The organism is Microbacterium maritypicum (assembly GCF_008868125.1).
Classification (GTDB): Bacteria; Actinomycetota; Actinomycetes; order Actinomycetales; family Microbacteriaceae; genus Microbacterium; species Microbacterium maritypicum.
The window spans coordinates 928,961-954,146 of record NZ_WAAQ01000001.1; the positions used below are offsets into that span (position 1 = coordinate 928,961).

Below are 25,186 nucleotides of genomic sequence, written 5' to 3' on the forward strand. Positions count from 1 at the left end.
CCGATCATGAGCCATGCCGCGTTCGCCGATTCCGTGCACGTGCGCGCCCCGGGCAAGATCAACGTCTTCCTCGGGGTCGGCGGCCGGCATGACGACGGCTACCACGCGCTGGCGACGGTCTTCCAGGCGGTCTCGCTCTACGAAGACGTGATCGCACGCCCTGCCGACGACTTCTCGGTCACGGTCTCTGGTGTGGAAGACATCGACTCGGTCCCCCTTGACGACCGCAACCTGGCGATGCGTGCGGCCAAGCTGCTCGCGGTGGCGGTGGATCACCGGGGCGGCGTCGCGCTCGAGATTCGCAAGAGCGTGCCCGTGGCCGGCGGCATGGGCGGCGGATCAGCCGATGCCGCGGCCGCGCTGGTCGCCTGCGACGCACTGTGGGGCACGGGCCTGTCGCAGACCCGTCTGCACGATCTGGCCGCCCGCCTCGGCGCCGATGTGCCGTTCGCGCTGCACGGCGGCACGGCGGTGGGCACCGGCCGCGGCGATCAGCTCAATCCGGCGCTCGCACGGGGTCGCTTCGACTGGATCCTGGTGCCCAGCGAGCAGGGCCTCTCGACGCCCGTGGTCTACGAACGTCTCGACCTGCTGCGCGAGGAGGAGGGCGCCCTCGCCGACGACCCGCCGCTGTCGCTGGACGTGCCGATCCCGGTGCTGCAGGCTCTCCGGTCGGGCGACCCGGTCCAGCTCGCCGAGACGCTGTTCAACGACCTGCAGGCCGCGGCCCTCTACGAACGGCCCGACCTCGCCGAGACGATCCGGCAGGGCGTCGCCGCCGGCGCGCTCCAGGGCATCGTGTCGGGATCAGGACCCACGGTCGCGCTGCTCTGCCCCGACCCCGAGACGGCACAGGACGTGCAGTCCTCCCTGCGGGAGACCGGCCTCGACCCGCTTCACGTGCACGGTCCGGTGCCCGGCGCGCGCATCATCGGCTGAGCGGACGCCGTTTCGGCACGATCCGGCCTCACCCCGCGTTGAGCAGGGCGCTCACGCGGTAGGGGATCACCTCGCGGAGGAAGAGACTCGTCGAGGTGCGGAGGATGCCGGGGCACAGGCGCACGACTTCTGCCACGCGGTAGAGGTCGTCCGGGTCCTTGGCGACGACCCGCAGCAGCAGGTCGGTGTCGCCGGCGGGAGCGAAGCACTCCAGCACCTCGGGCACGCGGCTGAGGGCATCGATGGCGGCGGTGATCTGATGCTGATCCAACTCGACCAGGATCGACGCCGCGACGCCGCGACCCAGGGCCTGAGGGAGGATGCGCGAGCTGTGCGCGCGCAGGTATCCGCCCGATTCGAGGCGGTCGAGACGGGCATGCACCGTGCCGCGGGCGAGACCCAGATCCTGGGCGATCAGGGCGACCGGCCGCCGCGGGTCCGTGTCGAGCACCGTGAGGATCCTCCGGTCGGTCTCGTCGAGGTTGGCCATTTCGATCACCGTCGCCTTCGTCATCGGGTCATGATTGATCGAATCGATCAATCAGAATCCACTCTATGGTCTTCGTGATCGCCGTGTGTTGGAATCAGTGTCAGAAACGCAGGATGTCGGCCACGAGCGGACATCGAGCACACTCGACGCGGAGGCCACGAGCCCGCAGTCGCCGAGTGCAGACGGCGACGGGCCACGAGCCTCTGTCGGCCCCGTCCCGATGAGGGGCGGGGCAGGCGCTGTCATCGCACGTCGAGCGTCAGTCCCGGGGCACCAGCAGGCGCAGCTGCACCATGGCCGAGAACCGGGCTTCCGGATCGGTCAGATCGAGTCCGCTGATCTCCGACAGGCGGCGCAACCGGTAGCGGAACGTGTTGGGGTGCGTGTAGACCCGTGCGGCGGCGACCGCCACATCTCCGAAGGCGTCGAGCCAGGCCCGCAGCGTCTCGACCAGATGCGTGCCCTTCTCCCGGTCCTGCGCCAGCAGCTGCGCGACCGGACCGGTCGGCTGGTCGCCCCGGGCGCGGACGAGGTCGCCGAGCTCGACCAGCAGGGCCTCCATCTGCACGGCCGTGAAGCGTGCCACGGGTTCGTGCGAGGGCGCCTGACGGACCACACGGAGCGCGCGGTCGGCGTTCGCGCGCGACGACGGGATGCTCGCTGCCTCCTGCGCCACGGTGCCGACCCCGATGCGGATCTCGCTCGTCGCGCCGAGCCGGCCGAGGAAGTCCGCCGCGACCCGCGCGGCACGGCTGTCGGCATCGCTGGTCTGTGCACCGCCGTGATCGGCGTCGCCCTGCTCCGGTCGGATGCCGACGACGGCGTACACGACGTTTCCGATCACGGCCACCGCCGAACGGAGATACACGGCGCCCAGATGCACGGCGAACGCATCGGCGATCCGCTGCCGCTCGGCAACTCCGCGGGCTCCGGCGGACGGCTCGTCATCGACCTCTTCTGTGGCCGACAGCGCGAGCACCACACACCGGTGGTCGCTCAGACGAAGTCGCGCCGTCGCATCCGTCGCCCCCGGGCCTCCTTCGAGGATCGTGGCGAGCAGGTCGGCGCGCAGCCGACGCTCGACGTCCGCTCCGGCGCGCAGCCGCAGCAGGTGCAGGGCCACCAGGCCCGCGGAGTCCTTGAGCGCCTGCACGCGATCGGGGGAGAGGGGCTCCTGCACCGCGGCCCAGATCGAGCCGAGGATCTCATCGCCCGCGCGCACCGCCAGTGCCACGCGGGGGAACGAGGGGAGGCCCTCGGTGTTGAGCACAGGACCGACGTCGATCGGATCCTCGCTGCGGTACAGCTCCTGGAAGACGCCGCGCTCCTCGAGCTGCCGGGCGAACCGTTCGGGCACCTGCCGACCGAGCACCGTCTCGATGCGGGCCGGATCGGCTTCGTGCTGGCGGCCGGAGAACGCGACCACCCGGGAGTTGCGGTCCTCGATCGTGACCGGCGCATTCAGCAAGGTCGCGATCGCATTCGCGAGCGCGAACAGGTCGCCGGAGGGCATCCCGCCCAGCGTCGTGGCCGCCTGGTCGCCGACGTCGCCCTCGGCGATCAGCGAGCGCAGCATCGCGGTCAGCTGTGCCCACGAAGCACCGCGGGTGAGGGCGAGGACCGGGATGCCGCTGGCCTCGGACGCTTCGCGCACCGGCTGCTCCGCCCGCACCGGAGCGCGCAGCACGAGGGCGGAGGCGTGCTGGGCGGCGAGGGTCCGCAGCAACGCGGCGATCTCATCCGGATCGCTCAGCCCGACGCCCAGCACGAGCGCACCGCGCATCGGCATCGCGTCGTCGAGAACGTCGTGGATCACGACGGTCTCGATCTCGGCGTCGTCGTCGGCCGCGCCGCTCACCACTTCGAGCAGTGTGGTGCCGAGGTCTTCGATGACCCGGCCGAGGCTGGCGCGGGGCCTGGTCGTCACGGACATGAGCACAGGGCCCAGGCTAGGGGGCGACCGCCGGTCGCGGAGCTGTGGGGCACGACGAAATCGTATCGACTCTTCGTCGATCTCGACAGGATCATCGTGCCCCACTCGGGACGTCAGCCCGCGTTCAGAGGGTGATCCACTCGGTGCGCACCGTCACGGCGTCCAGCGCGTCGGGGTCGGGGGTGACCCCGATCCCCGGCCCCGTGGGAACCGTGAGCGTGCCATCTTCCACGACGAAGGGATCGGTGATGTCGCGCGAGTAGTAGCGGCCGGAACCCGAGGTGTCGCCTGGGAGCGTGAAGCCCGGCAGGGCGGCGAGGGCGACGTTCGCCGCGCGCCCGATCCCGGTCTCCAGCATCCCGCCGCACCACACCGGGATGTCGTTGGCGACGCACACGTCGTGGATGCGACGCGCTTCGAGGTACCCGCCGACGCGACCCGGCTTGATGTTCACGATGGAGCACGCGCCGAGAGCGATCGCGTCCGCCGCCGCCCTCGCCGACACGATCGACTCGTCCAGGCACACCGGGGTCGTGATCGCCCTGGCCAGCTGCGCGTGGCCGAGCAGGTCCTCCTCGTCGAGCGGCTGCTCGATCAGGAGCAGGTCGAACGGATCGAGCTTGGCGAGATGCCGCGCATCCCCGCGGTGGTAGGCGGTGTTCGCGTCGACCTGCAGCAGCACGTCGTCGCCGAAGCGCTCACGCACGGCGCGCACGGGCTCGATGTCCCATCCCGGCTCGATCTTGAGCTTGATGCGCACGTACCCCTCGTCGAGGTAGCCGCCCACCGCGCCCAGCAGCTCGGGGATCGAGTCCATGATCCCCACCGAGACGCCGCAGTCGACCCGGTCGCGCACGGCGCCGAGCTCGCGGGAGAGGGGCACTCCGGTGGCCCGCAGCTCGGCATCGAGGATCGCCAGCTCGACGGCGGCCTTCGACATGCGATGCCCCTTGAACTTCGCGAGAGCGGGAGCGACGCCCCCGGCATCCAGATCCTTCACCTGGGCGAGCGCCGGCAGCAGGAATCGAGTGATCACATCGACGCTCGCCTCGACGTACTCCGAGGAGTACAGCGGGTCGTTCATCGCGACACCCTCGCCCCAGCCCTCCGCCTCGTCGGTGACGGCGCGGACCACCAGCGCCTCGCGCACGGTCTGCACGCCGAACGACGTCCGAAACGGCGACACCAGCGGCATCTCGATCACACGCAGCTCGAATCCGGTGAGCTTCATCCCTGTTCTCCTCTGTCGATGGTGTACGCGCCGGAGCGGTCGAACGAGAGCACGCGCCCTCCACCCTCCAGCGATGATCCGAGAGTCTCGCGCAGCGCCAGACGCCACGCGGTCGCGAGTGCCGGCTCCGTGAGGCGCAACGTCTCGATGTCGCGCGGCAGTGCCACGCGCACCAGGCGCGCGTCGGTGCGATGGCGGAGCGGTCCGAGATCCTCGCCCACACCGAGCAGCGGCTCGGCGGCCGCGATGTCGCCCGCAGCATCGAACGGCTCCCCGTGACAGGCCGCCACGACCCGGGGGTCGCGCACGTACCAGGTCACCAGCATCCGGTCGGTGTCGTCGGCACCGTTGAGAGCGTCGGCCATGTGCCCGTAGAAGTTGCGGTGGTACGACGTCGGCGTCGCGGCGAGCTTCACGAGGTTGAAGTGCGCGTTGCGGCTGATGAGCGGATCGAAGGTCCAGGAGATCTCGTCGAGTCCTTCCTCCAGCGCCCACGCGCGCTGATGCACCTTGAGGGCGAAGCCGACGCTGCGCCCCCGCATCCGCGAGGAGACACCGGCGATGTGGCTGTGCAGGGCGCGCTGATCGGGCGCGGCGAAGAACCCGAAGCATGCGCCGACGAGCTCGTCGTTCTCGAACGCGCCGCCCACATAGCTGCCGGCCTTCGACAGGGCCCGCAGCGTCTCGACGTTGACGGGGGAGGTCTCGCCCTGCTTCGTCCAGATGCTCTGGAACAGCGCGGCGACCCTGGCGAAATCGCCCACCTCGGAGAGCAGCCGGATCTCCACCCCGGCTCTCGTGGCGGCGGCGATCGCGGCGTCGGAGGCTTCCTCCGGCGAGGCGCGGAAGGCCGCGGCATCCGTCATGCTCATACCCTTCCTCCTGCCGGCGTCCCGTGCCCTGTAGCGGATCTCTCTCGGTCAGCCAGCGCGGCGGCGATCAGCTCCCGCAGCAGCAACGTGCGCTCGGGGATCATCGCGACCACCACATGCTCGTCGTCGGCGTGCGCGCCGCCGCCCACAGCGCCCAGGCCATCGAGTGTCGGCACGCCGAGAGCCGCGGTGAAGTTGCCGTCGGAGGCCCCGCCGACCGCAACACCCTGGAACGGCGTCAGGCCGGAGCTCTCGCCGATCGCGACGGCCTGTGCGAACAGGTGTGCCGATGATTCCGGCTCCAGCGGAGGACGGTTCGCGCCACCCTCCACGCGGATGGACGCACCCGGAAGCGTCGCGGGGATGGCGCGGAGTGCCGCATCCACCCTGTCCTGCTCGGCGACCGTGCGCACCCGCACATCGACCGCGAACTCCGCCTCGGCCGGCACCGTGTTCGTGGTGCTGCCGGCGCGCAGGAGCGTGGGGGTCACGCTGGTTCCGGCGTTCGCGTCGCCGAGCCGGGAGATCGCGAGCAGCAGGTGCGCGGCCTCGACCGCGGCGTTCACACCGCGTTCCGGTTCCAGTCCGGCGTGCGCCGCCCGCCCCGCGATATGCACGCGGTACAGCGAGACGCCCTTGCGGGCGATCTTCACGGCGCCGTCGTCGGCTGCCGCTTCGAGCACGAACGCCGCGGTGCAGCCGAGCGCCTCCTGCTCGATCAGCGTGCGCGAGCTGGGAGAGCCCAGCTCCTCGTCTCCCGTGATCAGGATGCTGACGCCGGTGCGGTCGGGCAGCGCCGCCACGGCGTGCAAGGCCATCACGACCCCGGTCTTCATGTCGAAGCATCCCGGGCCGCGCAGCACGCCATCGTCGACCCGGAAAGGAAGCCGCTGCAGCGAGCCGAGGGGCCAGACCGTGTCGTGGTGGCCGAGGACGAGCACGACCGGATCGCCGAACCGCCAGCGCAGGTGGGTGCGCCCGTCGATCACGATGCGCTCCGGCGCGGTGCCCAGAAGCCTCTCGCCGAGGGCCGCGAGCACATCGGCGCTGCGGGCGACGGCATCGAGGTCGTCCGACGGCGACTCGCAGGAGACGAGGGTCTCGATGTCGGCCAGGACCAGGTCGAGGTCCGGGCCCGCCTGCACGCTCATCACGACACCTTCGGCGCTGCGCGCACGCCGTGGTGCAGATAGCGCTCGCCGCTGGGCAGGGAGTAGAAGACCACGGCGTGCCAGGCCTGCTCGCCCTCCGTGCGCATCACGAACTCGCCGGGGCGGACGGGCACCAGCGGGTGCTCCTGCACGGGGTCGGGGAGTAGCGCCGCGAGGGGACCGTTCAAGGTCGTGCGCATGCGCAGTCCCTCGTCGTCGCGGAAGATCTCGGTGCGCACACCGGCCCGGTCGTAGATGCCCTCGAACTCCGAGAAGTCAGCGGTGAAGGGCTCCTCGGGCGGGACGAGTCCCGCAGGCAGGTGCACGTCGGCGACCTCGGCGAAGATCTCCCCGAAGAGCGCGTCGTACAGGTCGCGGATGTTCCCGCCGTTGGCGAGCAGCGTCACCGCGACGCCCTCGTCGAGCAGGATGCGCAGGAAGGACGACTGTCCGATGGTGTTGCCGTCGTGGCCGACGAGCTTGCGGCCGCCCCAGTCGAAGCGGATCCAGCCGATGCCCCAGCTGTCGCCGATCGAGTACGGATCCGGCACATCGACCTCGTGCTGCTGCATCCGCTCCACGCTGGCCTCCGAGAGCACCCGCGTGCCGTCGGCGGCCAGGCCCCCGGTGAGGTGCATGCGGGCGAACGCGAGCACGTCGGCGGTGGTGGAGTTGATGAGACCCGCCGGCCCCATCGAGCGGGGGAGCATCCACGCCGGGGCGAGCGTCGGTCCCTCGTCTCCGACCTCGGTGTGGCCGCTCGCCGCGCGGAACATGATCGCCTCCTCCGGCAGAGTGCACGAGTGCGTGAGCCCGAGCGGGGTGAACAGCAGGTCTCGCATGGCCTGATCCCAGCTGGTGCCGGTGATCTTCTCGATCACGCGGCCGGCGAGCACGAATCCCGAGTTGCAGTACGACATGGTCGCACCGAGCGGATGGTTCTGCGCGACCCCGTCGAGCAGCGCGACGTACTTCTCGAGGGTGTCGTCACCGCGACCGGTGTCGGTGAACACGTCGCCGTCGATCCCGCTGGTGTGACTGAGCAGGTGGCGCATCGTGACGGTGCGGGTGACTTCGGCATCGGACGAGGCGAACTCCGGCACGTAATCGACGATCGGGGCGTCGAGATCGAGCCGACCCTCGTCGACCAGGCGCATCACCACGGATGCCGTCCACACCTTGCCCATCGAGCCGATCTGGAACACCGAGTCGTCGGTGGTCTCGATCCCGGTGCGCACGTTGAGTATGCCGTGATGGGCATACACCGGATCCTCGCCGAGGCGGAGGATGCCGAGCGTCGCACCGGGAACCTTGTGCGCCTCTGCGAGGGCACTCAGTCGCTGCTGCCAGTGGCGGGCGTCGAGACGTGCGCGCACGGGCTTTCCCGCCGGCGGTGCGTACTGCTCCACCCAGTCGATCACCCGTCGGGAGTAGTCCGCCCGGTGCGAGGGAGGTCCGGAGAGCACGAACAGGTGCGAGCCGCCGGGGTACAGCACGAGCCGCGTGGGAACGTTCCGCTCGCGCAGCGCCGTGAACCATTGCTCGGCCTGACCCACCGGGCAGCGGTCGTCCGCCGCGCCATGCAGGATGAGCGTGGGAGTGGTGACCCGGTCGACCTGCGTGTACGGCGACTGCGCCGAGATGCGATCCTCGTCGCGCCAGGGCAGACCGCCGTTCTCCTTCGCGGAGAGATGGTGGCCGAAATCGGAGGTGCCGCCCATCGAGAACAGGTCGGTGACCACACCTCCGGCCACGGCCGCGGCGAAGCGGTCGTCGCGGGAAGTGAGGTAACAGGTCATGAAGCCGCCGTAGCTGTACCCGGTGACGGCGAGTCGGGCCGGGTCCGCGATGCCCTCTGCCACGAGCAGGTCGATCGGCTCGAGGAAGTCGTTCGCGTCACTGACGCCCCACTCGCCGGAGACCGCGGCGAAGAACGCGTCACCGTAGCCGTCGCTGCCGCGGGGGTTGAGGGTGAGGATCGCCCAGCCGCGGCGCGCGAGCACCTGGTGGTACGGGTGGATGAGGTCGGCGGCACCGTTCCAGGCGTTGTGCGGCCCGCCGTGCACGTCGAGCAGCAGCGGGAGAGGCCCCGTGGCGTCGGGATCGCGGCGCAGCCATCCGGTGACCACGGTGCCGTCGGAGATCGTGAAGCGACGTTCCTCGGCCGGGACGAGCTCGACGTCGGGCGTGCCGTATGCGGTGAGGATGTGCGTCGGTCCGCCGCCGAGGTCCACGAGGGCGACGTCGCCGAACGACTCCGGCGTCGCGAGCACGATCGCGGCCGAGGATCCGGCGATCGACAGCCCCGACACGTTCGCGGTGCCGTCCACGAGCGACACGGCGCCCGTGCCGTCCTGTGCCACGCGGTACACGTGCGAGTAGCCGTTGTCGCGCAGGCAGAACACGATGTCGCCGTCGTCCGTGAACTTCGGCATACCGCCGGGGTAGCCGGGACCGCCCGGCATCACGTTGCGGTCGAGGCTCGCCGTGACGTTCCGTGCATCGCCGCCGTCGATCGGGAAGAGCAGCAGGTCCGCATTGCCGACCTCGGTGTCGGTGCGTCCGACCGCGAGCACATGGCGACCATCCGGGGTCCAGCCCACGGCCGTCGCCTGCACATCGGCGGCGCTGACCTGCACGGCCTCGCTGTTCGGATCGGTCGAGGAGCGCACGAACACGGGGATCCGCATCGTCAGATCCGCGTCGTCGTCGACGCTCGTGGAGTAGGCGATCCGCGTGCCGTCGGGCGACCAGAACGGCTCGGATGCGTGCGAGCGCCCGTGAGTGAGCACCGTGATCTTCCCCGAGGCGACGTCGAGCACATGCAGCTGCTGCACCAGGGTGCCGAGGTTGCCGGCGCCGTCTGCCTTGTAGCCGAGCCGGTCGGCGGCGGTCGGTGCCGACCGGCGCGCGAGGATCGTCTCGGCCCCTTCGCCAGGGAGCGCCGCGCTGTCGACAGGCGCGGTGAAGGCGATGCGCTCCCCGTCGGGACTCCAGGCCGGTGCGCCGGCGCCGAGGGGAAGCGTCGTGACCCCGTGCGCCTCACCCCCCGCGGACGGAAGGAGCCAGATCTGCGCCGGTCCGTCCTGCGCACGCAGGAACGCCAGCTGCGAACCGTCCGGGCTCCACACCGGAGTCGAGTCCGCGGTCGCGCGGGTCAGTGCGACGGGGGTCCCGCCGGTGGCCGGCACCTGCCACAGCGCTCGCGTGTCGCGGTCGCCGTCACGGTCGGTCGTGCGCAGCACGAAGGCCACGCGCGTGCCGTCCGGAGAGAGGGCGGGCTGCTCCGGCGTGCGGACGGAGAGCAGATCGTCGACGGTGACGCAGTTCATGAGAACTCCAATCGGATGGTCAGTTCACTGTGTCCGCTGGGAGCGGGGACCGTGTTGTGGGCGGGGCCGAAACCAGGGGGATGCTTTGGGAGGTGGGCACAGTTCCGAGTGCCGCGTCGGCGTGCGTGCCCGCGAAGTGACAGGCGGCGCCGGCCGCGCCCGCGGGCAGCGGAGGTTCCGCGATCATGCAGATCTGCCGGTCCGGTCGCGCCGCAGGACCGATCGGGCACCGCGGATGGAAGCGGCATCCGCTGGGCGGCGAATGGGGGTCGGCGGGCTCGACGTCGACGGGCGCGAGCGGGTCGACCGCCAGCAGGTTCCCGTTCCGGGTGGGCGCCGCCTGGAGCAGATCCCGCGTGTAGGGGTGCTGCGGGTCGGCGAGCACCTGCTCGGTGGGCCCGAACTCCACGATGCGCCCGAGGTACATCACCGCGATGTGGTCGCTCAGGTAGCGAACGACCGACAGATTGTGCGAGATGAACAGCATGGTGAGGTCGAGTTCGCCGCGCAGCTCCCGCACGAGGTTGAGCACCGAGCCCTGGACCGACACGTCGAGCGCCGACGTGATCTCGTCGGCGATCACGACCTCGGGCCGGGCAGCGAGCGCGCGGGCCAGGGCGATGCGCTGACGCTGGCCGCCCGAGAGCGCGGCCGGGAGCGACTGCGCGCGGTCGGCGTCGAGGCTCACCAGGTCGAGCAGACGCGCGACCTCGGCCCGCCGGGCCGCGGAACCGCGGATGTCGCGGGGGAGGGCCTCGGCGATGGACTCGCCGATCGTCATGCGCGGGTCGAGCGAGGAGAACGGATCCTGGAACACCATCTGGAGGGGGCGGCGACGGCGGAAGCTGCGCACGTCCACGCCGTCGAGCGTGATCGCACCCTCGCTGATCGGTGCGAGCCCGATCGCGGCGCGGGCCAGCGTCGACTTGCCCGAACCCGACTCGCCCACCAGCCCCACCACGGATCCGGAGGGGACGACGAGGGAGACATCGTCGACGGCGGTGAGACCTGCCCGATGCGTGCCGTAGCGCACGCTGACCCGATCGAAACGCAGCTCGCTCATCGCAGGACCGTCTCTTCCTCTTCCGCCGCCGTGGCGATCGCCACCGGTACCGCTGTCTCACCGCTGACCGGATGCCAGCAGGCGACCCTGTGCCCATCGGTGTCGGCCACGAGTTCGGGGTCGCTCTCGCGACAGAGGTCGGTCGCGAGCGGGCAGCGTGCGGCGAAGGCGCAGCCGACGGGGAAGGCCCCCGGTGCCGGAGGACGGCCGGGGATCATCTTGAGCGGTTCGTCGCGGTCGGCGTCGAGCTCGGGCACGACGTCGAGCAGGGCGCGGGTGTACGGATGCCGGGCGTCGGTGTGCAGGGTCACCGCCGGCAGATCCTCGACGATGCGGCCCGCGTACATCACGAGCACGCGGTCGCAGGTCTGCGCGACGACGGCGATGTCGTGGCTGATGAGCAGGATCGCCGCATCGGTGTCGCGGCGCACACCGGCGAGGAGCTGGAGCACCTGCCGTTGCACGGTCACGTCCAGTGCCGTGGTCGGTTCGTCCGCGATGATCAGCCGGGGGTGGTTCATGAGCCCCATGGCGATCATGGCGCGCTGACGCATGCCGCCGGAGAACTCGTGCGGGTACTGGCGGGCTCGGCGCGCGGCCGCGGGCACCCGTACCGACTGCAGCCGTTCGATCGCCCGGTCCATGGCCTGCTTCCGCGTGATGCCCTGGTGCTCTGAGGCGGCTTCGGCGAGCTGCGATCCGATGCGCCTGGTCGGGTTGAACGAGGTCATCGGGTCTTGGAACACCATCGCGAGCGAGGTGCCCAGCAGGCTCCGCACCGCACGGTCTGACGTGGTCAGCAGCGGGGTGCCGCAGAAGTCGAGCCGTGCGGCGGCGACGTGGCCTGGCCGCTCGATGAGCCGGGCGGCGGCGAGCGCGGTGAGGCTCTTGCCCGATCCGGACTCGCCGACGACGCCGATCGCCTCGCCGCGCGAGACCGTGAACGAGACGCCGCGCACCGGGGTGACCCATCCGCCTGGCGTCGGGAAGGAGACGCGCAGGTCGTCGACGAGGAGCACCACTTCTTCACCGTCGACCTGCGCGGGCTGGGTGGCGCCGGAGAGCGCGATGGCGGGCAGACGCCGGCGGCGACGGGCCGATCGCCCGCCGAGGGCGGCGGCGGCGGTCTCGCCGAGGAGGTTGAACGCGAGTCCGGCGATCACCACGGCCACCGCGGGTCCGAGGGCGGCCGCCGGGTTGAGGTAGATCCGGTTCAGTCCCTCGCCGAGCAGGCGCCCCCAGTCGTACTCGGGCACCTGCACGCCCAGACCCAGGAACGACAGGCCGGCGAAGGCGAGCAGTGCGGAACCTGCCGCCACGGTCGCGTTCACGATGAGCGGTTCGCCGATGTTGGGCAGGATGTGCCGGAGCAGGATGCGCAGGCGCGAGACACCGGCCACCTGCGCGGCCGAGATGAAGTCGCGACCGGCGATCGCCGCCGACAGGGTCTGCGTGAGCCGGGCGAACTGCGGGGCCATCGCGAAGCCGATCGCGAGCACGGCGCCGGTGGAGCCGACGCCGAAGATCACCGCGAAGAACAGCGCGAGCAGGAGCCCGGGGAACGCGACCGCGATGTTCACGAACCCGACGATCGGTCGTCCGGCCCACCGCGGGAGCACCGACGGCGCCGTGCCGAGCAGGGTTCCCGCGACCACGCCGATGAGCACGGCGACCACGGCGAGCACCACGGAGAGCCGGGTGGCGACCAGGACGCGTGCGAGCACGTCGCGTCCGAGGGTGTCGGTGCCCAGCAGATGCTCGACGCTCGGGCCCTGGGTGATGGCGGCAGGGTTCACCTGTTCCGCCTGAGCGCCCCAGATCATCGGGGCGAAGATCGCGCCGAGGGTGACGAGCAGCATCAGGCCGAGAGAGGTGATCCCGAGCGGTGAGCGGACGATGCCTGACCATGCCGTGCGTGCCGACATCATGCCTCCCTGATGGTGGATCGAGGATCGAGGAGCGCGAGGATCACGTCGATCACGAGGTTCACGACGAGTACGCCGACGCCGTAGACGAGCACGATGCCCTGCACGACCGAGTAGTCCTTGGTGAGGATCGACTGCACGATCATGGTGCCGAGGCCCGGCCACGCGAAGACGTTCTCGACCAGCACCGTGCCGGCGACCATGCCCGTCAGCAGCAGGCCGGTGAGGGTGAGGGTCGCGGTCATGGCGTTCGGCAGCGCGTGGCGCGAATAGATGCGATGCGGCGCGAGACGCTTGGCGCGTGCGGTGCGGATGAAGTCCTGGCCCAGCACCGAGAGGACCTCGACCCTGATGATGCGCGAGAACACCGCGATCGGTCCGACCGCGAGCGCCACCACGGGCAGGACGAGCGAGAACGGGGCGGTGTTGCCTGCCACCGGGAACCATCCCAGTGACACCGCGAACACGTAGACGAGGCCCACGGCGAGGAGGAACTCGGGGATCGCGGCGAGGATCACGGATCCGGTGGCGAACGCCAGCTCGAGGCCACGTCGTCGACCGCCGCGGGTGGCGACGGCCATCGTCACCCCGAGGGGGACCGAGACCAGCAGCACCAGCAGCACCGCGAGCAGGGCGAGCTGCAGTGTGGCGGGGAGCCGCGTGGCGATGATCTGGGAGACCGGCTGACTGGTGATCATCGAGCTGCCCATGTCGCCGGTGAACAGGCCGCCGATGTAGCGGAAGTACTGCACGATGAGCGGCTGGTCGAGGCCGAGGGCTGCGCGCCGGGCCTCGACGAGCTCTGCCGGGGCGTTCAGCCCGAGGGCCGCGCGCACCGGGTCGCCCGGTACCAGGTGGATCATGAGGAAGGCAGCCGTGACCAGCACCCACACCGAGAGCAGGAACTGCCCTCCGCGCCGGACCAGGAAGGACACCCAGGGGTTGTCCGACCGTGCGGATCTGATCAGTATCGCCTGCGTGGCGGTGGTGCTGGCCATCGGCTGTCTCCGGTCTTCGGTCTACTCGTACATGCGGATCGACGTGGGGTCGATGCCGTCGCCCTCGGTGAAGGTGGCCTTGGTCGCGAAGGTCGACCGGTTGATGTTCGCGTACGGCATGACGCTGGTCGTCGCGTACAGGGCCTGCTCGGCGGCGCCCCAGTCGTCGCATCCCTCGCTGCCGGCCTTGGCTGATGCCGCGGTGACGGCCGCCGTGTACTCGGGGTTGTCGATGGAGGCGAAGTTGGTGCCGTCCGGCGGGTTCGGTCCGGAGTAGAACGGAACGAGCATGCTCGGCAGCGAGACCGTGAGCGGTGCGGCCGAGATGTCCCAGTCGCCGGTGGAGAACAGGGTCTCGCTCAGGGTCGGGGAGTCCACGGCGGCGACGGTGATGTCGACCCCCAGGTCCTTCCAGGCCGCCTGGGCGAGCTCTGCCGAGGCGTTTCCGGCGTCGCCGAGCTGCGAAGAGTAGATCATGCGCAGGGTCAGCTTCTCGCCGTCCTTGGTGCGCACGCCGTCGCTGCCGGCCTTCCAGCCCGAATCGTCGAGCGCGGCGGCCGCGGCCTCGGCGTCGAACTCGGGAAGGAAGTCCGCGAGCACATCCGCGCGGCACGGGTTCGGAGACACGGTCACCAGGCCCGTCGGCACGGTGCCGGCTCCGCTGCCGAGCACCTGGCGCATCTGGTCGAGGTCGAGCGCTGCGATCAGCGCTTCGCGCACGTCCTGGTCGGCGGTGGGGCGTCCCTCCGCCTGGTTGAAGATGAACTGCCCCACCGGGGTCGGGATCTCGGTGTGGAACAGGCCCGCATCCTTCAGCCGCTTGTTGTCCGGACCGATCACGAGGGCCGCGTTGACCTCGCCGGAGAGCAGCAGGTTGGTCGCGGTCGTCTCGTTCGGGACCACGCGGAAGACCACGGAGTCGGGGAGACCCTTCTGCTTCGGGTCCCAGTCGTCCGGTCCCCACGTGAAGTCGTCGCGGCGGGTCAGCGTGTACTGGCTGTTGGGCACGAGCTCGCTCATGGAGAACATGCCCGTGGCGCCCTCGCCCTTCGCGAGCGCGTCGGGGTCGTCGATCACGGTGCCGCAGACGATCGAGATGCTGCCGACGTTCTCGAGCAGGAACGAGTCGGGCCGCCCGCTGGTGACGGTGACGGTGCCGGCGGCGTCGTCGCCGACGGCACTGGTGCCCGGCTGCACCTGCAGACCGATCAGGGGTGAGCCGTTGGCCGGGTCGCCGATGTGGGTGATGTTGGCCGCCACGTCGGTGGCCGTCAGCGGCGTGCCGTCCTCGCAGGTGAGGCCGTCGCGCAGCGTGAAGGTGGCGGTGGTCGTGTCGGCCTCCCACGAGTCGGCAAGGCCGGAGGCGATGCTGCCGTCCTCCAGTACCTCCACGAGCCGCGCGTAGAGGAAGCGGTCGATGGAGCGGGCGACCGACATCACGGTGACGAACGGGTCGAGACTGCCCGGGTCGGTCGAGATCACCGAGGTGAAGGTCTTGCCGTCGGCGAGGACGCCGTCGGCTCCGTCACCTCCGCTCGGCGGGGCGCCGCCGGCGCAGGATGTCAGGGCGAGCGCCGCAGCGCCCAGCAGCGCGATCAGCGGGGTACGAGAACGCATCAGAAGCCTCCAGCAGTGTTCGGGATGGTGCAGGTGTGTCGTGCAGGGAGAGTGCAGTGGTGCGGGGAGTGCGGGTCAGACGGTCCGAGCGCGCAGCTGCTCGACGGCGGCGAACGCGGCGCGTCCGATCGACGCATCGACGAGAGGCTGCCGGTCGACGAGCGAGGCGGCCTGCGTGAACACCGCCACGGCGTACTGGCGGCCGTCGGGATACGTGACGACACCGGCCTCGTTGCGCCAGGTAGGGAGGGTGCCGGTCTTCGCCGCGATGCGCACGTCACCGGGGAACGCCGCGGTCAGCCGATGCGGCCAGGTCTGCAGGGCCATGATGTCGCGCGCCTGACGGCAGGCCTCGGCCGGTGCCGCGGTGTCGGTCCACAGCGCGTTCAGCAGGGTGGTGACGTCGCGCGGCGTGGAGTGCGAGGTGCGCAGCGGCTGCACGACGTCGAGTGCGAGGATCTGCTCTGCGGTCGCACCGGTGAACAGCTCGTCGAGGTCGCTGTCGGCGGCGCCGCCGAGGTCTGACACCACCGAGGCAAACAGGTCTTCGCAGCATCCGATGAGACGAGTGCTGCGCAGCCCCAGATCGGTGATGACCCGGTTGACGGCCTCGCCGCCGAGGCGGTGGTAGATGATGTCGGTGGCTGCGTTGTCGCTCATCGACATCATGTTCAGCGCCAGGTCGCGCCAGCTGACCTCGACGTCGTCGGCGAACCCGGCCGTGCCCACGCCGCCGATGCGATAGCGCGCCGTCACGGTGGTGCGCTCGGTCGGATCGAGCTCGCCCGCGGCGACCGCGCGGACGAAGGCGGTGAGCACCAGGATCTTGAACACCGAGGCGAGCACCACCGGCTCGTCGGCGCCGAAAGTCACCTCGGGGCCGTCGGCCCCGCCGATTTCCCGCGCATGCAGGAAGCCCGTGGCCCCCGCATCCGCGAAGATGTCGGCGACTTCGGGCACGGTCTGCGTGTCCGTCATCGAGGCGGGCGCGTTCGTCATGCGTCGATCCGGCGGTCGGCACGTCCGGTGTGCAGGTACAGGGCGCGACCGCTGCCGTCGTCGCCGACGAACGCGTGCGGCATGTGCATGCCGTTCTGCGGTTCGCGGGGGAGGAGCGTGTCCCCGGCCCAGCCGACGAGCTCGACGGGTTCGGGAGCAGGGCCCAGCTCGGCGAAGATGCCCTTCATGGTGCGTTCGAGCCAGATGCGGCCGTCTTCATCGACACGCACGGTCGAGTCGGAGACCGACGACGAGTACGTGCCGATCACCCGTTCGAGGTCGATCGCGACCGGCGATTCCGGAACAGAGGGGAGGGCCGGAACCGTGACTCCGGCGAGAGCGTCGAGCACCTTCGACGTGATCGCGTGATACGCGTCGACCGTGCGTCCGCCGTTCGTGAGCACAGCGACCGCGACACCCGCGCCCGGCACCATCCGCAGGAACGCGTTCTGCCCGATCGTTCCGCCGTCGTGACCGATGACGGGGCCGCCGTCCCAGTCGAAGATCTCCCAGCCCAGACCCCACGCATCGCCCATCAGTCCGAGTTCGGGAAGGTCGACCTGGCGCTCCTGCATGGCCCGCACGCTCTTCTCGGAGAGCACTCTGGTGCCGTCGGCTGCGACCCCGCCGTCGAGGTGCATGCGCGCATAGGTCACCAGGTCGCGTGCCGTCATGGCGAGCATCGATCCGGCCGGGGCGTTCGAGCGCACGAGGCTCCACACCGGTGCAGGTACCGGCTCATCGCTGCCGCCTGCGGGGATGTGTCCCAGAGCTGCACGGAACATGATCGCCTCGGCGGCCGTGGTGGCCACGTGCGTCAGTCCCAGCGGGGCGGCGAGGTGGGCGCGCAGCGCCTGGTCGTACGACGTTCCGCGCAGCACCTCGATGATGCGGCCGAGCACGACGAAAGCCGCGTTGTTGTAGGAGAAGCGCTCACCGGGGGCGAAGAGCTGCGGGGCGTCGGCGATCGTGGCGAGGTACTTCTCCACGGCGTCGTCGCCGACCCCGGTGTCGTTGAACAGGTCGCCCTCGAATCCGCTCACATGGCTCAGGAGCTGGCGGGTGGTGATCGCGCTCGCCGCCGCGTCGTCGCCGATCGCGAACGCGGGCACGGTGTCGCGCACCGGGACGTCGAGGTCGAGCAGACCCTCGTCGACGAGCTGCATGACGAGTGTCGCGGTCCACGTCTTCGTGATCGAGCCGATCTGGAAGACCGAGTCCTCGTCGGCTTCGACGCCGGTGTTGCGATTGAGGATCCCGGCGGCGGTGGTGAAGATCTCGCCACCGGCCAGGATCGCGACGGATGCTGCAGGGATGTGCGCGTCGGCCAGCATCGTGGGAAGGTTCTCCCGCACCCAGCTGCCGATTTCGTTCAGGTCGGACACGTGCGCTCCTCTTCGTCGAGTGGGCCGTCGTCTGCGGGCGACGGCGATGGGCCGAGACTATTCGCGCGCTCCCTCGCCTCGTTGGTGCGCGGCGACGAGACTTGCGCGGACCTTGGTGCGCTCCGACGAAGGATCGGCGGCTCAGCGGCGGCGCACCGCGCGCATGCCCACGTGCAGGAGCTGGGGGCCGCCCTCCGCCGGGTCGAGAAGACGGCCGACGGGCTGGTCCGTGTCGGTGATCAGGGCGCCGTCGGCACGCACACGCAGCCGCAGCGGCGGACGAGGAGGGATGCCGAGGGCCGCGATGTCCTCACGCAGCACCATCGCGAACTCGAGGGCGTCGCCGTCAAGGGTCACGTCGTAGCGCCACTGCCCGGCGTCGTACGTGCCGAGCAGTCCTTCGAGCTTCTCGACCGGCTGCAGCTGCGCAGCCTCCACGGACTTCTCGATGCCGCGCAGCCGCGCGAAGCACCAGTCGACGACCGCGGATCCGAGTGCCTTGCCGCTGCCGCTGTTCGTCAGCACGGTGATGGCCAGATCCTCATCCGGGGCGAGGACGAACTCGCTCAGCTGCATGTCGGAGATGTTCCCGCCGTGCATCACGACCCGTGCCGATCCGTGCCGCGTGAGCAACCAGGGCAGACCGATGGCGTCGATGGGCGGCCCCGCGGCGAGGTGGGGCTGCTGCATCAGGAGTCTGGTCGCCTCGCCCACGGGTGCTGCGCCCTCCGCCTCGCCGCGCATCTGGAAACGGGCGTAGGTGAGCTGGTCGCGCACGGACGACACGATGCCGCCCTCGGGCGCGATGTCGCGGGTCAGCGGCCACTGGGGGAACGCGGCCATCGCTGCGTCCTCACCGGGCACGTGTCCGACGGCATGGGGGCGTGCGATCACGTCCCACGGGAAGAAGAACGTCTCGGACATGCCCAGCGGGTCGAGGACGATGCGCTGCACCGCCTGCTCGAACGTCTCGCCCGTCGCCTCCTCGATCACACGACCCAGCAGGCGGATGCCGGAGTTGCTGTAGGAGGCGATCGTGCCGGGGGAGAAGAACTGCGGGAGCTCGGAGAAGCCGGCGACGCTGCGGGCGAGGGCGTCGTCGTCCCACCCCGGATGATCGTCCGCGTCGCCCAGGAAGCCGCCAGAGTGCGTGAGGAGGTGGCGGATGCGCAGCTCTGCGAGGGCGTCCTCGTCTCGGAGCCGGAAGTCGGGGAGCACATCGACCACATGGCCGTCGAGGTCGAGCACGCCGCTCTCGACCAGATGCATCGCGACGGTTCCGGTGAACGTCTTCGTCGTCGAGCCGATCTGGAAGAGCGTGCGCGCGGTCACGGCGGCACCGGTGTCGACAGCGGCGACACCGGTGGCGGCGATGACTTCCCGGTCGCGGTCGATCACGCCGACCACTGCGCCGGGCACGCCGAGCTCCGCGGCCGTGGCGTCCAGGAACTCCTGCAGCTCGTCGTCCATCAGGCATCCCCTCGTACGGCGCGCCCCGGCAGGGCATCGGTCACGATCTCTCCCGCGTGCACGACACGAGTGCCGTGCACGAAGAGCTCGCGCACACCCCGCGACGGGCGGGTCGGATCGGCATAGGTGGCTCTGTCCGTCAGCGTCGTCGGGTCGATCACCACGACGTCGGCATCCGCCCCGATCGTCAGATGGCCCTTGCCCCGCATGCCGGACGAGACCTCGTCGAGCACACGAGCGGGGAGGAACGAACAGCGCCGGAAGGCTTCGACCCAGCTCCACGTGCCGCTGTCGAGAACCATGAGCCGCAGCGACTTCGCGAACGTGCCCGCGGTGCGGGGATGCGTGTGCCCGCCCGCGGGAAGCGGCCACTCGTGCTGCTCGTACACCGTCCCCCCGCCGCTCGCCGCCCAGGAGATGGGCATCGCATCACTCGCCACGATCGAGTCGGGATAGGCCAGCGCACGGTGCAGATGCGCGCGGTCGAAGGGATCGGCCTCGTCGAGGAACGTCACGATGCAGGTGGCGCCGGGGTCGATCGCCCGCACCTCGCGCAGCCGGGCTTCGTCGGCGATGCGCTCGCCGGTGTCGACGAGCACCAGAGAACTCGGAGTGATGCCGAGCCCCGCGAGTTTCTCCGGGGCGAGGAAGAACGCGCCGATCGCCGTGCTGCCGGCGCCGTAGGGGTAGGCCTCGACCGTCACGCGGGAACCTGCGGCGCGGCTGCGATCCAGCAGGCCCAGCACCCGGTCGATGTGTCGCAGCGAGGTGCTGTTCACGTGGCAGTGATGCATCGCCGCCCCGGTCTCCGCGGCGGCGCGGACGAGCTCCTCAGAGCCGTCGATCGGTGTGCGCGGATCGGCCTCGATCAGTTCGCGCACGTGCGTGAAGGTCGGGGCGTGGGCAGCGGCGGCCAGCCGGGAGAGGGCGAGGTACTCGTCGGGGTCGGACCGCGGCGCGTAACCCATCAGCACGCCGATCCCCAGTGCGCCGGCACCCAGCTCATCCTCCAGCAGGCTCAGCCATCGGCGGCGTTCGGCGGGGGAGGAGGACCGCTGCCAGTCGGGTGTGCCGAGCAGATCCATTGACGCGGTGAAGTCGGCGACGGGCACCCGGTCGAGGTGCGCGTACGCCCGCGCCTGCGACCAGGAAGCCGAGAAGCCGTAGTTCAGCGGGCGTCCGTCCGCGGCGGCGCGGGCGAGGGCCTCGGCGATCGGCATGAGTCCGGCCTCGAGATCGAGGGCGGTGGTGACACCGTCCATCGCCTGCAGCCGGTGCCCCGCGATCGAGTGCACGTGGCTGTGCAGGTCGACGAAACCCGGTCCGACGATGAGGCCCGTCACGTCCACCACCTCGGCATCGGTCGGCGCCGTGAGCCCGTCGCCGACCGCGGCCACCCGCCCCTGGGCGATCAGCAGATCGGTGATCCGGTCGGTTTCCGTCTTCGGGTCGATGACGCGCCCGCCGCGCAGCAGTGTGTCCACGCCGCCACGATGCCATGCTGGAGGGAGCCGTTCCGGTGCCGCTCGACGAAACCGGGTGGTGCTTCCGGTGCTCGCGCACAACCCGTCACGCGCGGCAACGGCGTTCGAGTGGTGCACACGCGCGCGCCGCCAGACATAATGTAGTGACGATGTGACCGTGCACACGCGAGGAGGCAAGTGATGTCCACCGCCTCCGAGCGTGCGCGGTTGCCGAGCATCCGCGACGTCGCCAGGCTCGCCGGTGTCTCGCATCAGACGGTGTCCCGAGTGCTCAACGATCATCCGAGCATCCGTCCGGAGACGAAGGCCAAGGTCCTCGATGCGATCTCGGTGCTCGACTACCGGCCGAACCTGGCCGCCCGCGCTCTGGTCACCAGCAAGTCGAACATGCTGGGCATCCTGTCCGCCACGATCGGGGAGTTCGGTCCGACCTCGTCCATCGCCGGCATCGAGGATGCGGCGCGCGAGGAGGGGTACTCGGTCTCGACCCTGAACCTCGCCGACACGACGCCCGAGGCGATCGGCAACGCGGTGCGCCAGCTGTCGCGCGAGCAGGTCGACGGCATCGTGGTGCTCGCACCGCAGGTGCGGGTGTTCCATGTCCTTCGCGGCATGTCGGTGGACATGCCGTTCGTGACCCTGCAGACGGCATCGGGCTCGGACGGGGTGAGCCTGTCCGCCGACCAGGTGGCGGGCGCCAAGGCCGCGACGGCCCACCTGATATCGCTCGGTCACAGCGACATCCTGCATCTGGCCGGCCCGCAGGACTGGATCGAGGCGGAGTCGCGCATGCGCGGGTATCTCGACGGACTGCGCGAGGCCGACCTGCCGACGTTCCCGCCGATCCGCGGCGACTGGACAGCCGACTTCGGCTACTTCGCGGGCAAGGAGCTCTCGCGCCGTCGGGACTTCACGGCGGTGTTCGCCGCGAACGATCTGATGGCGATCGGGCTGATGCACGGCTTCCGCGATTCCGGGGTGCGGGTGCCGCACGACGTGAGCGTGATCGGGTTCGACGACATCCCGGTCGCCGCGCACGTGGCTCCGACGCTGAGCACGGTGCACCAGGACTTCCCCGAGCTCGGGCGCCGAGCCGTGCGCATCCTCCTCGCGCAGATCAGGGGAGAGCAGGTGCCGGAGTTCGGCCCGCTGCAGACGATCCTGCGTGCGCGCGAATCCGCCGCAGCACGCTGACCTGTCGCGGGACCGCTCCCAGCCGATCGGGCCGCATGCATCACGGTAGCGACACGAAATCGGCGCGCGGACTTGACAGCGGTTCGTCGTGAGTGGACTATGTAATCCAATGTGAACGGTCACATCGAAGGTGACCGCACGTCGCGAGGAAAGATCCGTGAGCACCACAGCAACGTTGCCTACCGTGTCAGGCCCCATCCTGGAGATGCGCAGCATCACCAAGGAGTTCCCGGGGGTCAAGGCACTCGCCGACGTCTCGATCACCGTCCGCGCCGGCGAGATCCACGCGATCTGCGGCGAGAACGGCGCCGGGAAGTCGACCCTGATGAAGGTCCTGTCCGGGGTGTACCCCTACGGAACCTACGACGGGGAGATCCTGCTCTACGGCGAGGAGCAGCGCTTCAAGGACATCGCCGCCAGCGAGCATGCTGGCATCGCGATCATCCACCAGGAGCTCGCCCTGATCCCCGAGCTCTCGGTCACCGAGAACATCTTCCTCGGCAACGAGATCCAGCGCGGTGGCCGCATCGACTGGAAGGCCCAGAAGGAACGGGCGATCGAACTGCTCGCCCGCGTCGGGCTGAGCGAAGACCCCGACGTGCAGATCAAGACCCTCGGTGTCGGCAAGCAGCAGCTGATCGAGATCGCGAAGGCGCTCAACAAGGACGTCAAGCTCCTGATCCTCGACGAGCCGACCGCCGCACTCAACGAGAACGACTCGCAGCACCTGCTCGACCTGATCCTGGGCCTCAAGGCCAGGGGGATCGCGTCGATCATGATCAGCCACAAGCTCAACGAGATCGAGCAGATCGCCGACGAGATCACGATCATCCGCGACGGCCGCACGGTCGAGACGCTCGACATCTCGCGCGGGGAGATCAACGAGGACCGCATCATCCGCGGCATGGTCGGCCGCTCGCTCGAGAGCCGCTACCCGGATCGCACCCCCGAGATCGGCGAGGTGTTCTTCGAGGTCAAGGACTGGTGGGTGCAGCATCCGACCGTTCCCGAGCGCATGGTCGTGAAGGGCTCGAACATCAACGTGCGCCGCGGCGAGGTGGTCGGCATCGCCGGTCTCATGGGGGCGGGGCGCACCGAGTTCGCGATGAGCATCTTCGGCCGCTCCTATGGCACCTACCTCTCCGGCACCCTGATCAAGGACGGCCAGGAGGTCGCCCTGCACGATGTGGCGTCGGCGATCAAGCACGGGCTCGCGTACGTGAGCGAGGACCGCAAGGTGCTCGGGCTCAACCTGCTCGACACGATCAAGCGTTCGGTCGTCGCCGCCAAGCTCTCCAAGATCGCCAAGCGCGGTGTCGTCGACGCCCGCGCCGAGTTCGCCGTCGCGGAGGAGTACCGCAAGGCGCTCCGCATCAAGACGCCCTCTGTGGAGGAGGGTGTCGGCAAGCTCTCCGGCGGCAACCAGCAGAAGGTCGTGCTGGCGAAGTGGATGTTCACCGACCCCGACCTGCTGATCCTCGACGAGCCCACACGCGGCATCGACGTCGGTGCCAAGTACGAGATCTACGCGATCATCAACCAGCTCGCAGCCCAGGGCAAGGGCGTCATCGTCATCTCCAGCGAGCTTCCCGAACTCCTCGGCATCTCCGACCGCATCTACACCGTCTTCGAAGGTCGGGTCACCGACTGCATCCCGGCCGATCAGGCGACACCTGAGGACCTCATGCGCAGCATGACCTCCGCGACCCAGAAAGCATCCGCATGACCACCGACACCACCGCAACGAAGCGCGGCTTCCATTTCAAGGACATCACCAAGATGTTCGGAGGCGGCCAGTCGACCCTCCGTCAGTTCGGCATCCTCGGCAGCCTCGTCGTGATCCTGGTCGTCTTCCAGGTGCTGACCTGGATCTTCAAGGGTCAGGGACTCACGCTCTCGTCGGGCAACCTGATCAACGTCGTCAACCAGTACTCCTACATCCTGATCCTCGCGATCGGCATGGTGATGGTCATCATCATGGGCCACATCGACCTGTCGGTCGGGTCGGTCGCGGCGTTCACCGGCATCATCGTCGCCAAGGCGATGGCGGACTGGAACCTGCCGTGGCCGCTGGCCATCCTCCTCGGCCTCGGCGTGGGCGTGCTGGTGGGCGCCTGGCAAGGATTCTGGGTCGCGTATGTCGGGGTGCCCGCCTTCATCGTGACGCTGGCGGGCATGCTGTTCTTCCGTGGCGCGAACCAGTGGGTCGGCGACTCGCAGTCGATCCCCGTCCCGCAGGGGTTCAAGGTCATCGGCGCCGGCTACCTGCCCGAGCTGTCTTTCATCCCCGTGCAGTTCAACGTGCTCACCATGGTCCTCGCCCTGATCGGTGTGCTCTGGATCGTCATCGCGGAGATCCGCACCCGCCGCGCGCAGGCCAAGATGGGTTCGGACATGGCGCCCCGCTGGGTGAGCATCACCAAGGTCGTGCTGATCTCGGCCGTGATCCTCATCGCCGGGTGGCTGTTCGCGACAGGGCGTGAAGGCACCAGCTTCCCGATCTCGGGCGTCATCCTGCTCGCCCTCGTCATCCTCTACTCGTTCATCACGAACAACACCGTTTTCGGCCGCCACATCTACGCCGTCGGTGGCAACCGCCAGGCAGCGCGTCTGTCGGGCGTGAAGGACCGCTGGGTCGACTTCTTCGTCATGATGAACATGTCGGTTCTCGCCTCGCTCGCCGGGATGATCTACGTGGCCCGTGCCACGGCCTCCGGTCCGCAGGACGGCAACGGCTGGGAGCTCGACGCCATCGCCTCGGTCTTCATCGGTGGTGCCGCCGTCTCGGGCGGCATCGGGACCGTGATCGGGTCGATCATCGGTGGTCTCGTGATGGCGTTCCTCAACAACGGACTCGCGCTGCTCGGCGCCGGTGCCGACGTGGTGTCGATGATCAAGGGCCTGGTGCTCCTGTTCGCGGTCGGTGTCGACGTCTGGAACAAGCAGCAGGGCCGCCCCTCGATCATCGGGTTCCTGACGCGCCGGTTCGGTCGCAAGGAAGACCCCGCCCTCGAGACCTTCGACCCGAAGGCGAACTACCCCACCAGCCAGAAGTACGAAGCCCCCGCCGTCGACGAGACGCGCGGAAAGTAAGGGTCGAGTC

The 25,186-nt window shown here is 69.8% G+C and carries 18 protein-coding genes; 4 read left to right on the plus strand and 14 right to left on the minus strand.

Translation table 11 applies throughout. The annotated features are described in order from the left end of the window. Positions 1 to 6 precede the first annotated feature (6 nt). Positions 7 to 939, plus strand: coding sequence for a 4-(cytidine 5'-diphospho)-2-C-methyl-D-erythritol kinase (locus tag F6W70_RS04600; protein WP_082531362.1), 933 nt, complete (start codon positions 7 to 9; stop codon positions 937 to 939). Positions 940 to 967: 28 nt separating this feature from the next. Here the strand turns inward: F6W70_RS04600 and F6W70_RS04605 are convergent, their stop codons facing one another. The 14 genes from F6W70_RS04605 to F6W70_RS04670 form a co-directional block, all read right to left on the minus strand. Beyond that, positions 968 to 1,429 carry an Lrp/AsnC family transcriptional regulator gene (locus F6W70_RS04605; protein ID WP_055866768.1) on the minus strand — a complete coding sequence of 154 codons (462 nt, stop codon included), beginning with the start codon at positions 1,427 to 1,429 and terminating at the stop codon, positions 968 to 970. A gap of 259 nt (positions 1,430 to 1,688) precedes the next feature. Beyond that, positions 1,689 to 3,362, minus strand: a complete 1,674-nt coding sequence (locus tag F6W70_RS04610) for a helix-turn-helix domain-containing protein (RefSeq protein WP_318278865.1) — start codon at positions 3,360 to 3,362, stop codon at positions 1,689 to 1,691. A 124-nt stretch (positions 3,363 to 3,486) separates the two neighbouring features. Continuing rightward, positions 3,487 to 4,593, minus strand: coding sequence for an o-succinylbenzoate synthase (menC, locus tag F6W70_RS04615; RefSeq protein WP_055864852.1), 1,107 nt, complete (start codon positions 4,591 to 4,593; stop codon positions 3,487 to 3,489). Further along, positions 4,590 to 5,465, minus strand: coding sequence for a GNAT family N-acetyltransferase (locus tag F6W70_RS04620; protein ID WP_318278797.1), 876 nt, complete (start codon positions 5,463 to 5,465; stop codon positions 4,590 to 4,592). The genes menC and F6W70_RS04620 overlap by 4 nt, the downstream gene beginning before the upstream one ends. Further along, positions 5,462 to 6,616, minus strand: a complete 1,155-nt coding sequence (locus F6W70_RS04625; RefSeq protein ID WP_151486027.1) for a M20 family metallopeptidase — start codon at positions 6,614 to 6,616, stop codon at positions 5,462 to 5,464. Before F6W70_RS04625 ends, F6W70_RS04620 begins: the two co-directional genes overlap by 4 nt. Further along, on the minus strand, positions 6,616 to 9,948 hold the full coding sequence (locus tag F6W70_RS04630; RefSeq protein WP_151486028.1) for a serine hydrolase: 3,333 nt from the start codon (positions 9,946 to 9,948) through the stop codon (positions 6,616 to 6,618). Before F6W70_RS04630 ends, F6W70_RS04625 begins: the two co-directional genes overlap by 1 nt. 19 nt (positions 9,949 to 9,967) lie before the next feature. Then, positions 9,968 to 11,011: an ABC transporter ATP-binding protein gene (locus F6W70_RS04635; RefSeq protein ID WP_082524247.1), complete on the minus strand. Its 1,044-nt coding sequence runs from the start codon at positions 11,009 to 11,011 to the stop codon at positions 9,968 to 9,970. Next, positions 11,008 to 12,939: a dipeptide/oligopeptide/nickel ABC transporter permease/ATP-binding protein gene (locus F6W70_RS04640; RefSeq protein WP_151486029.1), complete on the minus strand. Its 1,932-nt coding sequence runs from the start codon at positions 12,937 to 12,939 to the stop codon at positions 11,008 to 11,010. Before F6W70_RS04640 ends, F6W70_RS04635 begins: the two co-directional genes overlap by 4 nt. Then, positions 12,936 to 13,934, minus strand: a complete 999-nt coding sequence (locus F6W70_RS04645; protein ID WP_055864836.1) for an ABC transporter permease — start codon at positions 13,932 to 13,934, stop codon at positions 12,936 to 12,938. Before F6W70_RS04645 ends, F6W70_RS04640 begins: the two co-directional genes overlap by 4 nt. A 21-nt stretch (positions 13,935 to 13,955) precedes the next feature. Next, the gene (locus F6W70_RS04650) at positions 13,956 to 15,551 is read right to left on the minus strand and encodes an ABC transporter substrate-binding protein (protein WP_151486030.1); all 1,596 of its coding nucleotides are present in this window, start codon (positions 15,549 to 15,551) and stop codon (positions 13,956 to 13,958) included. A gap of 75 nt (positions 15,552 to 15,626) precedes the next feature. Beyond that, entirely contained in the window at positions 15,627 to 16,550 is a 924-nt protein-coding gene (locus F6W70_RS04655; protein ID WP_318278798.1) for a serine hydrolase, read from the minus strand. Beyond that, positions 16,547 to 17,935 (minus strand): serine hydrolase domain-containing protein, encoded by a 1,389-nt coding sequence (locus tag F6W70_RS04660; RefSeq protein WP_055864830.1) that lies wholly within the window; start codon positions 17,933 to 17,935, stop codon positions 16,547 to 16,549. Before F6W70_RS04660 ends, F6W70_RS04655 begins: the two co-directional genes overlap by 4 nt. A gap of 141 nt (positions 17,936 to 18,076) precedes the next feature. Continuing rightward, positions 18,077 to 19,405: a serine hydrolase domain-containing protein gene (locus F6W70_RS04665; protein WP_151486031.1), complete on the minus strand. Its 1,329-nt coding sequence runs from the start codon at positions 19,403 to 19,405 to the stop codon at positions 18,077 to 18,079. Next, positions 19,405 to 20,889 carry an amidohydrolase family protein gene (locus F6W70_RS04670; RefSeq protein WP_151486032.1) on the minus strand — a complete coding sequence of 495 codons (1,485 nt, stop codon included), beginning with the start codon at positions 20,887 to 20,889 and terminating at the stop codon, positions 19,405 to 19,407. The genes F6W70_RS04665 and F6W70_RS04670 overlap by 1 nt, the downstream gene beginning before the upstream one ends. Positions 20,890 to 21,069: 180 nt before the next feature. Here F6W70_RS04670 and F6W70_RS04675 point away from each other — a divergent pair, with 180 nt between their 5' ends. The 3 genes from F6W70_RS04675 to mmsB all read left to right on the plus strand — a co-directional run bounded on the left by F6W70_RS04675 (position 21,070) and on the right by mmsB (position 25,176). After that, the gene (locus tag F6W70_RS04675; RefSeq protein ID WP_017828810.1) at positions 21,070 to 22,083 is read left to right on the plus strand and encodes a LacI family DNA-binding transcriptional regulator; all 1,014 of its coding nucleotides are present in this window, start codon (positions 21,070 to 21,072) and stop codon (positions 22,081 to 22,083) included. A gap of 184 nt (positions 22,084 to 22,267) precedes the next feature. After that, positions 22,268 to 23,809: a multiple monosaccharide ABC transporter ATP-binding protein gene (mmsA, locus tag F6W70_RS04680; RefSeq protein ID WP_055873614.1), complete on the plus strand. Its 1,542-nt coding sequence runs from the start codon at positions 22,268 to 22,270 to the stop codon at positions 23,807 to 23,809. After that, positions 23,806 to 25,176: a multiple monosaccharide ABC transporter permease gene (mmsB, locus tag F6W70_RS04685; protein ID WP_055873611.1), complete on the plus strand. Its 1,371-nt coding sequence runs from the start codon at positions 23,806 to 23,808 to the stop codon at positions 25,174 to 25,176. The genes mmsA and mmsB overlap by 4 nt, the downstream gene beginning before the upstream one ends. Positions 25,177 to 25,186 lie beyond the last annotated feature (10 nt).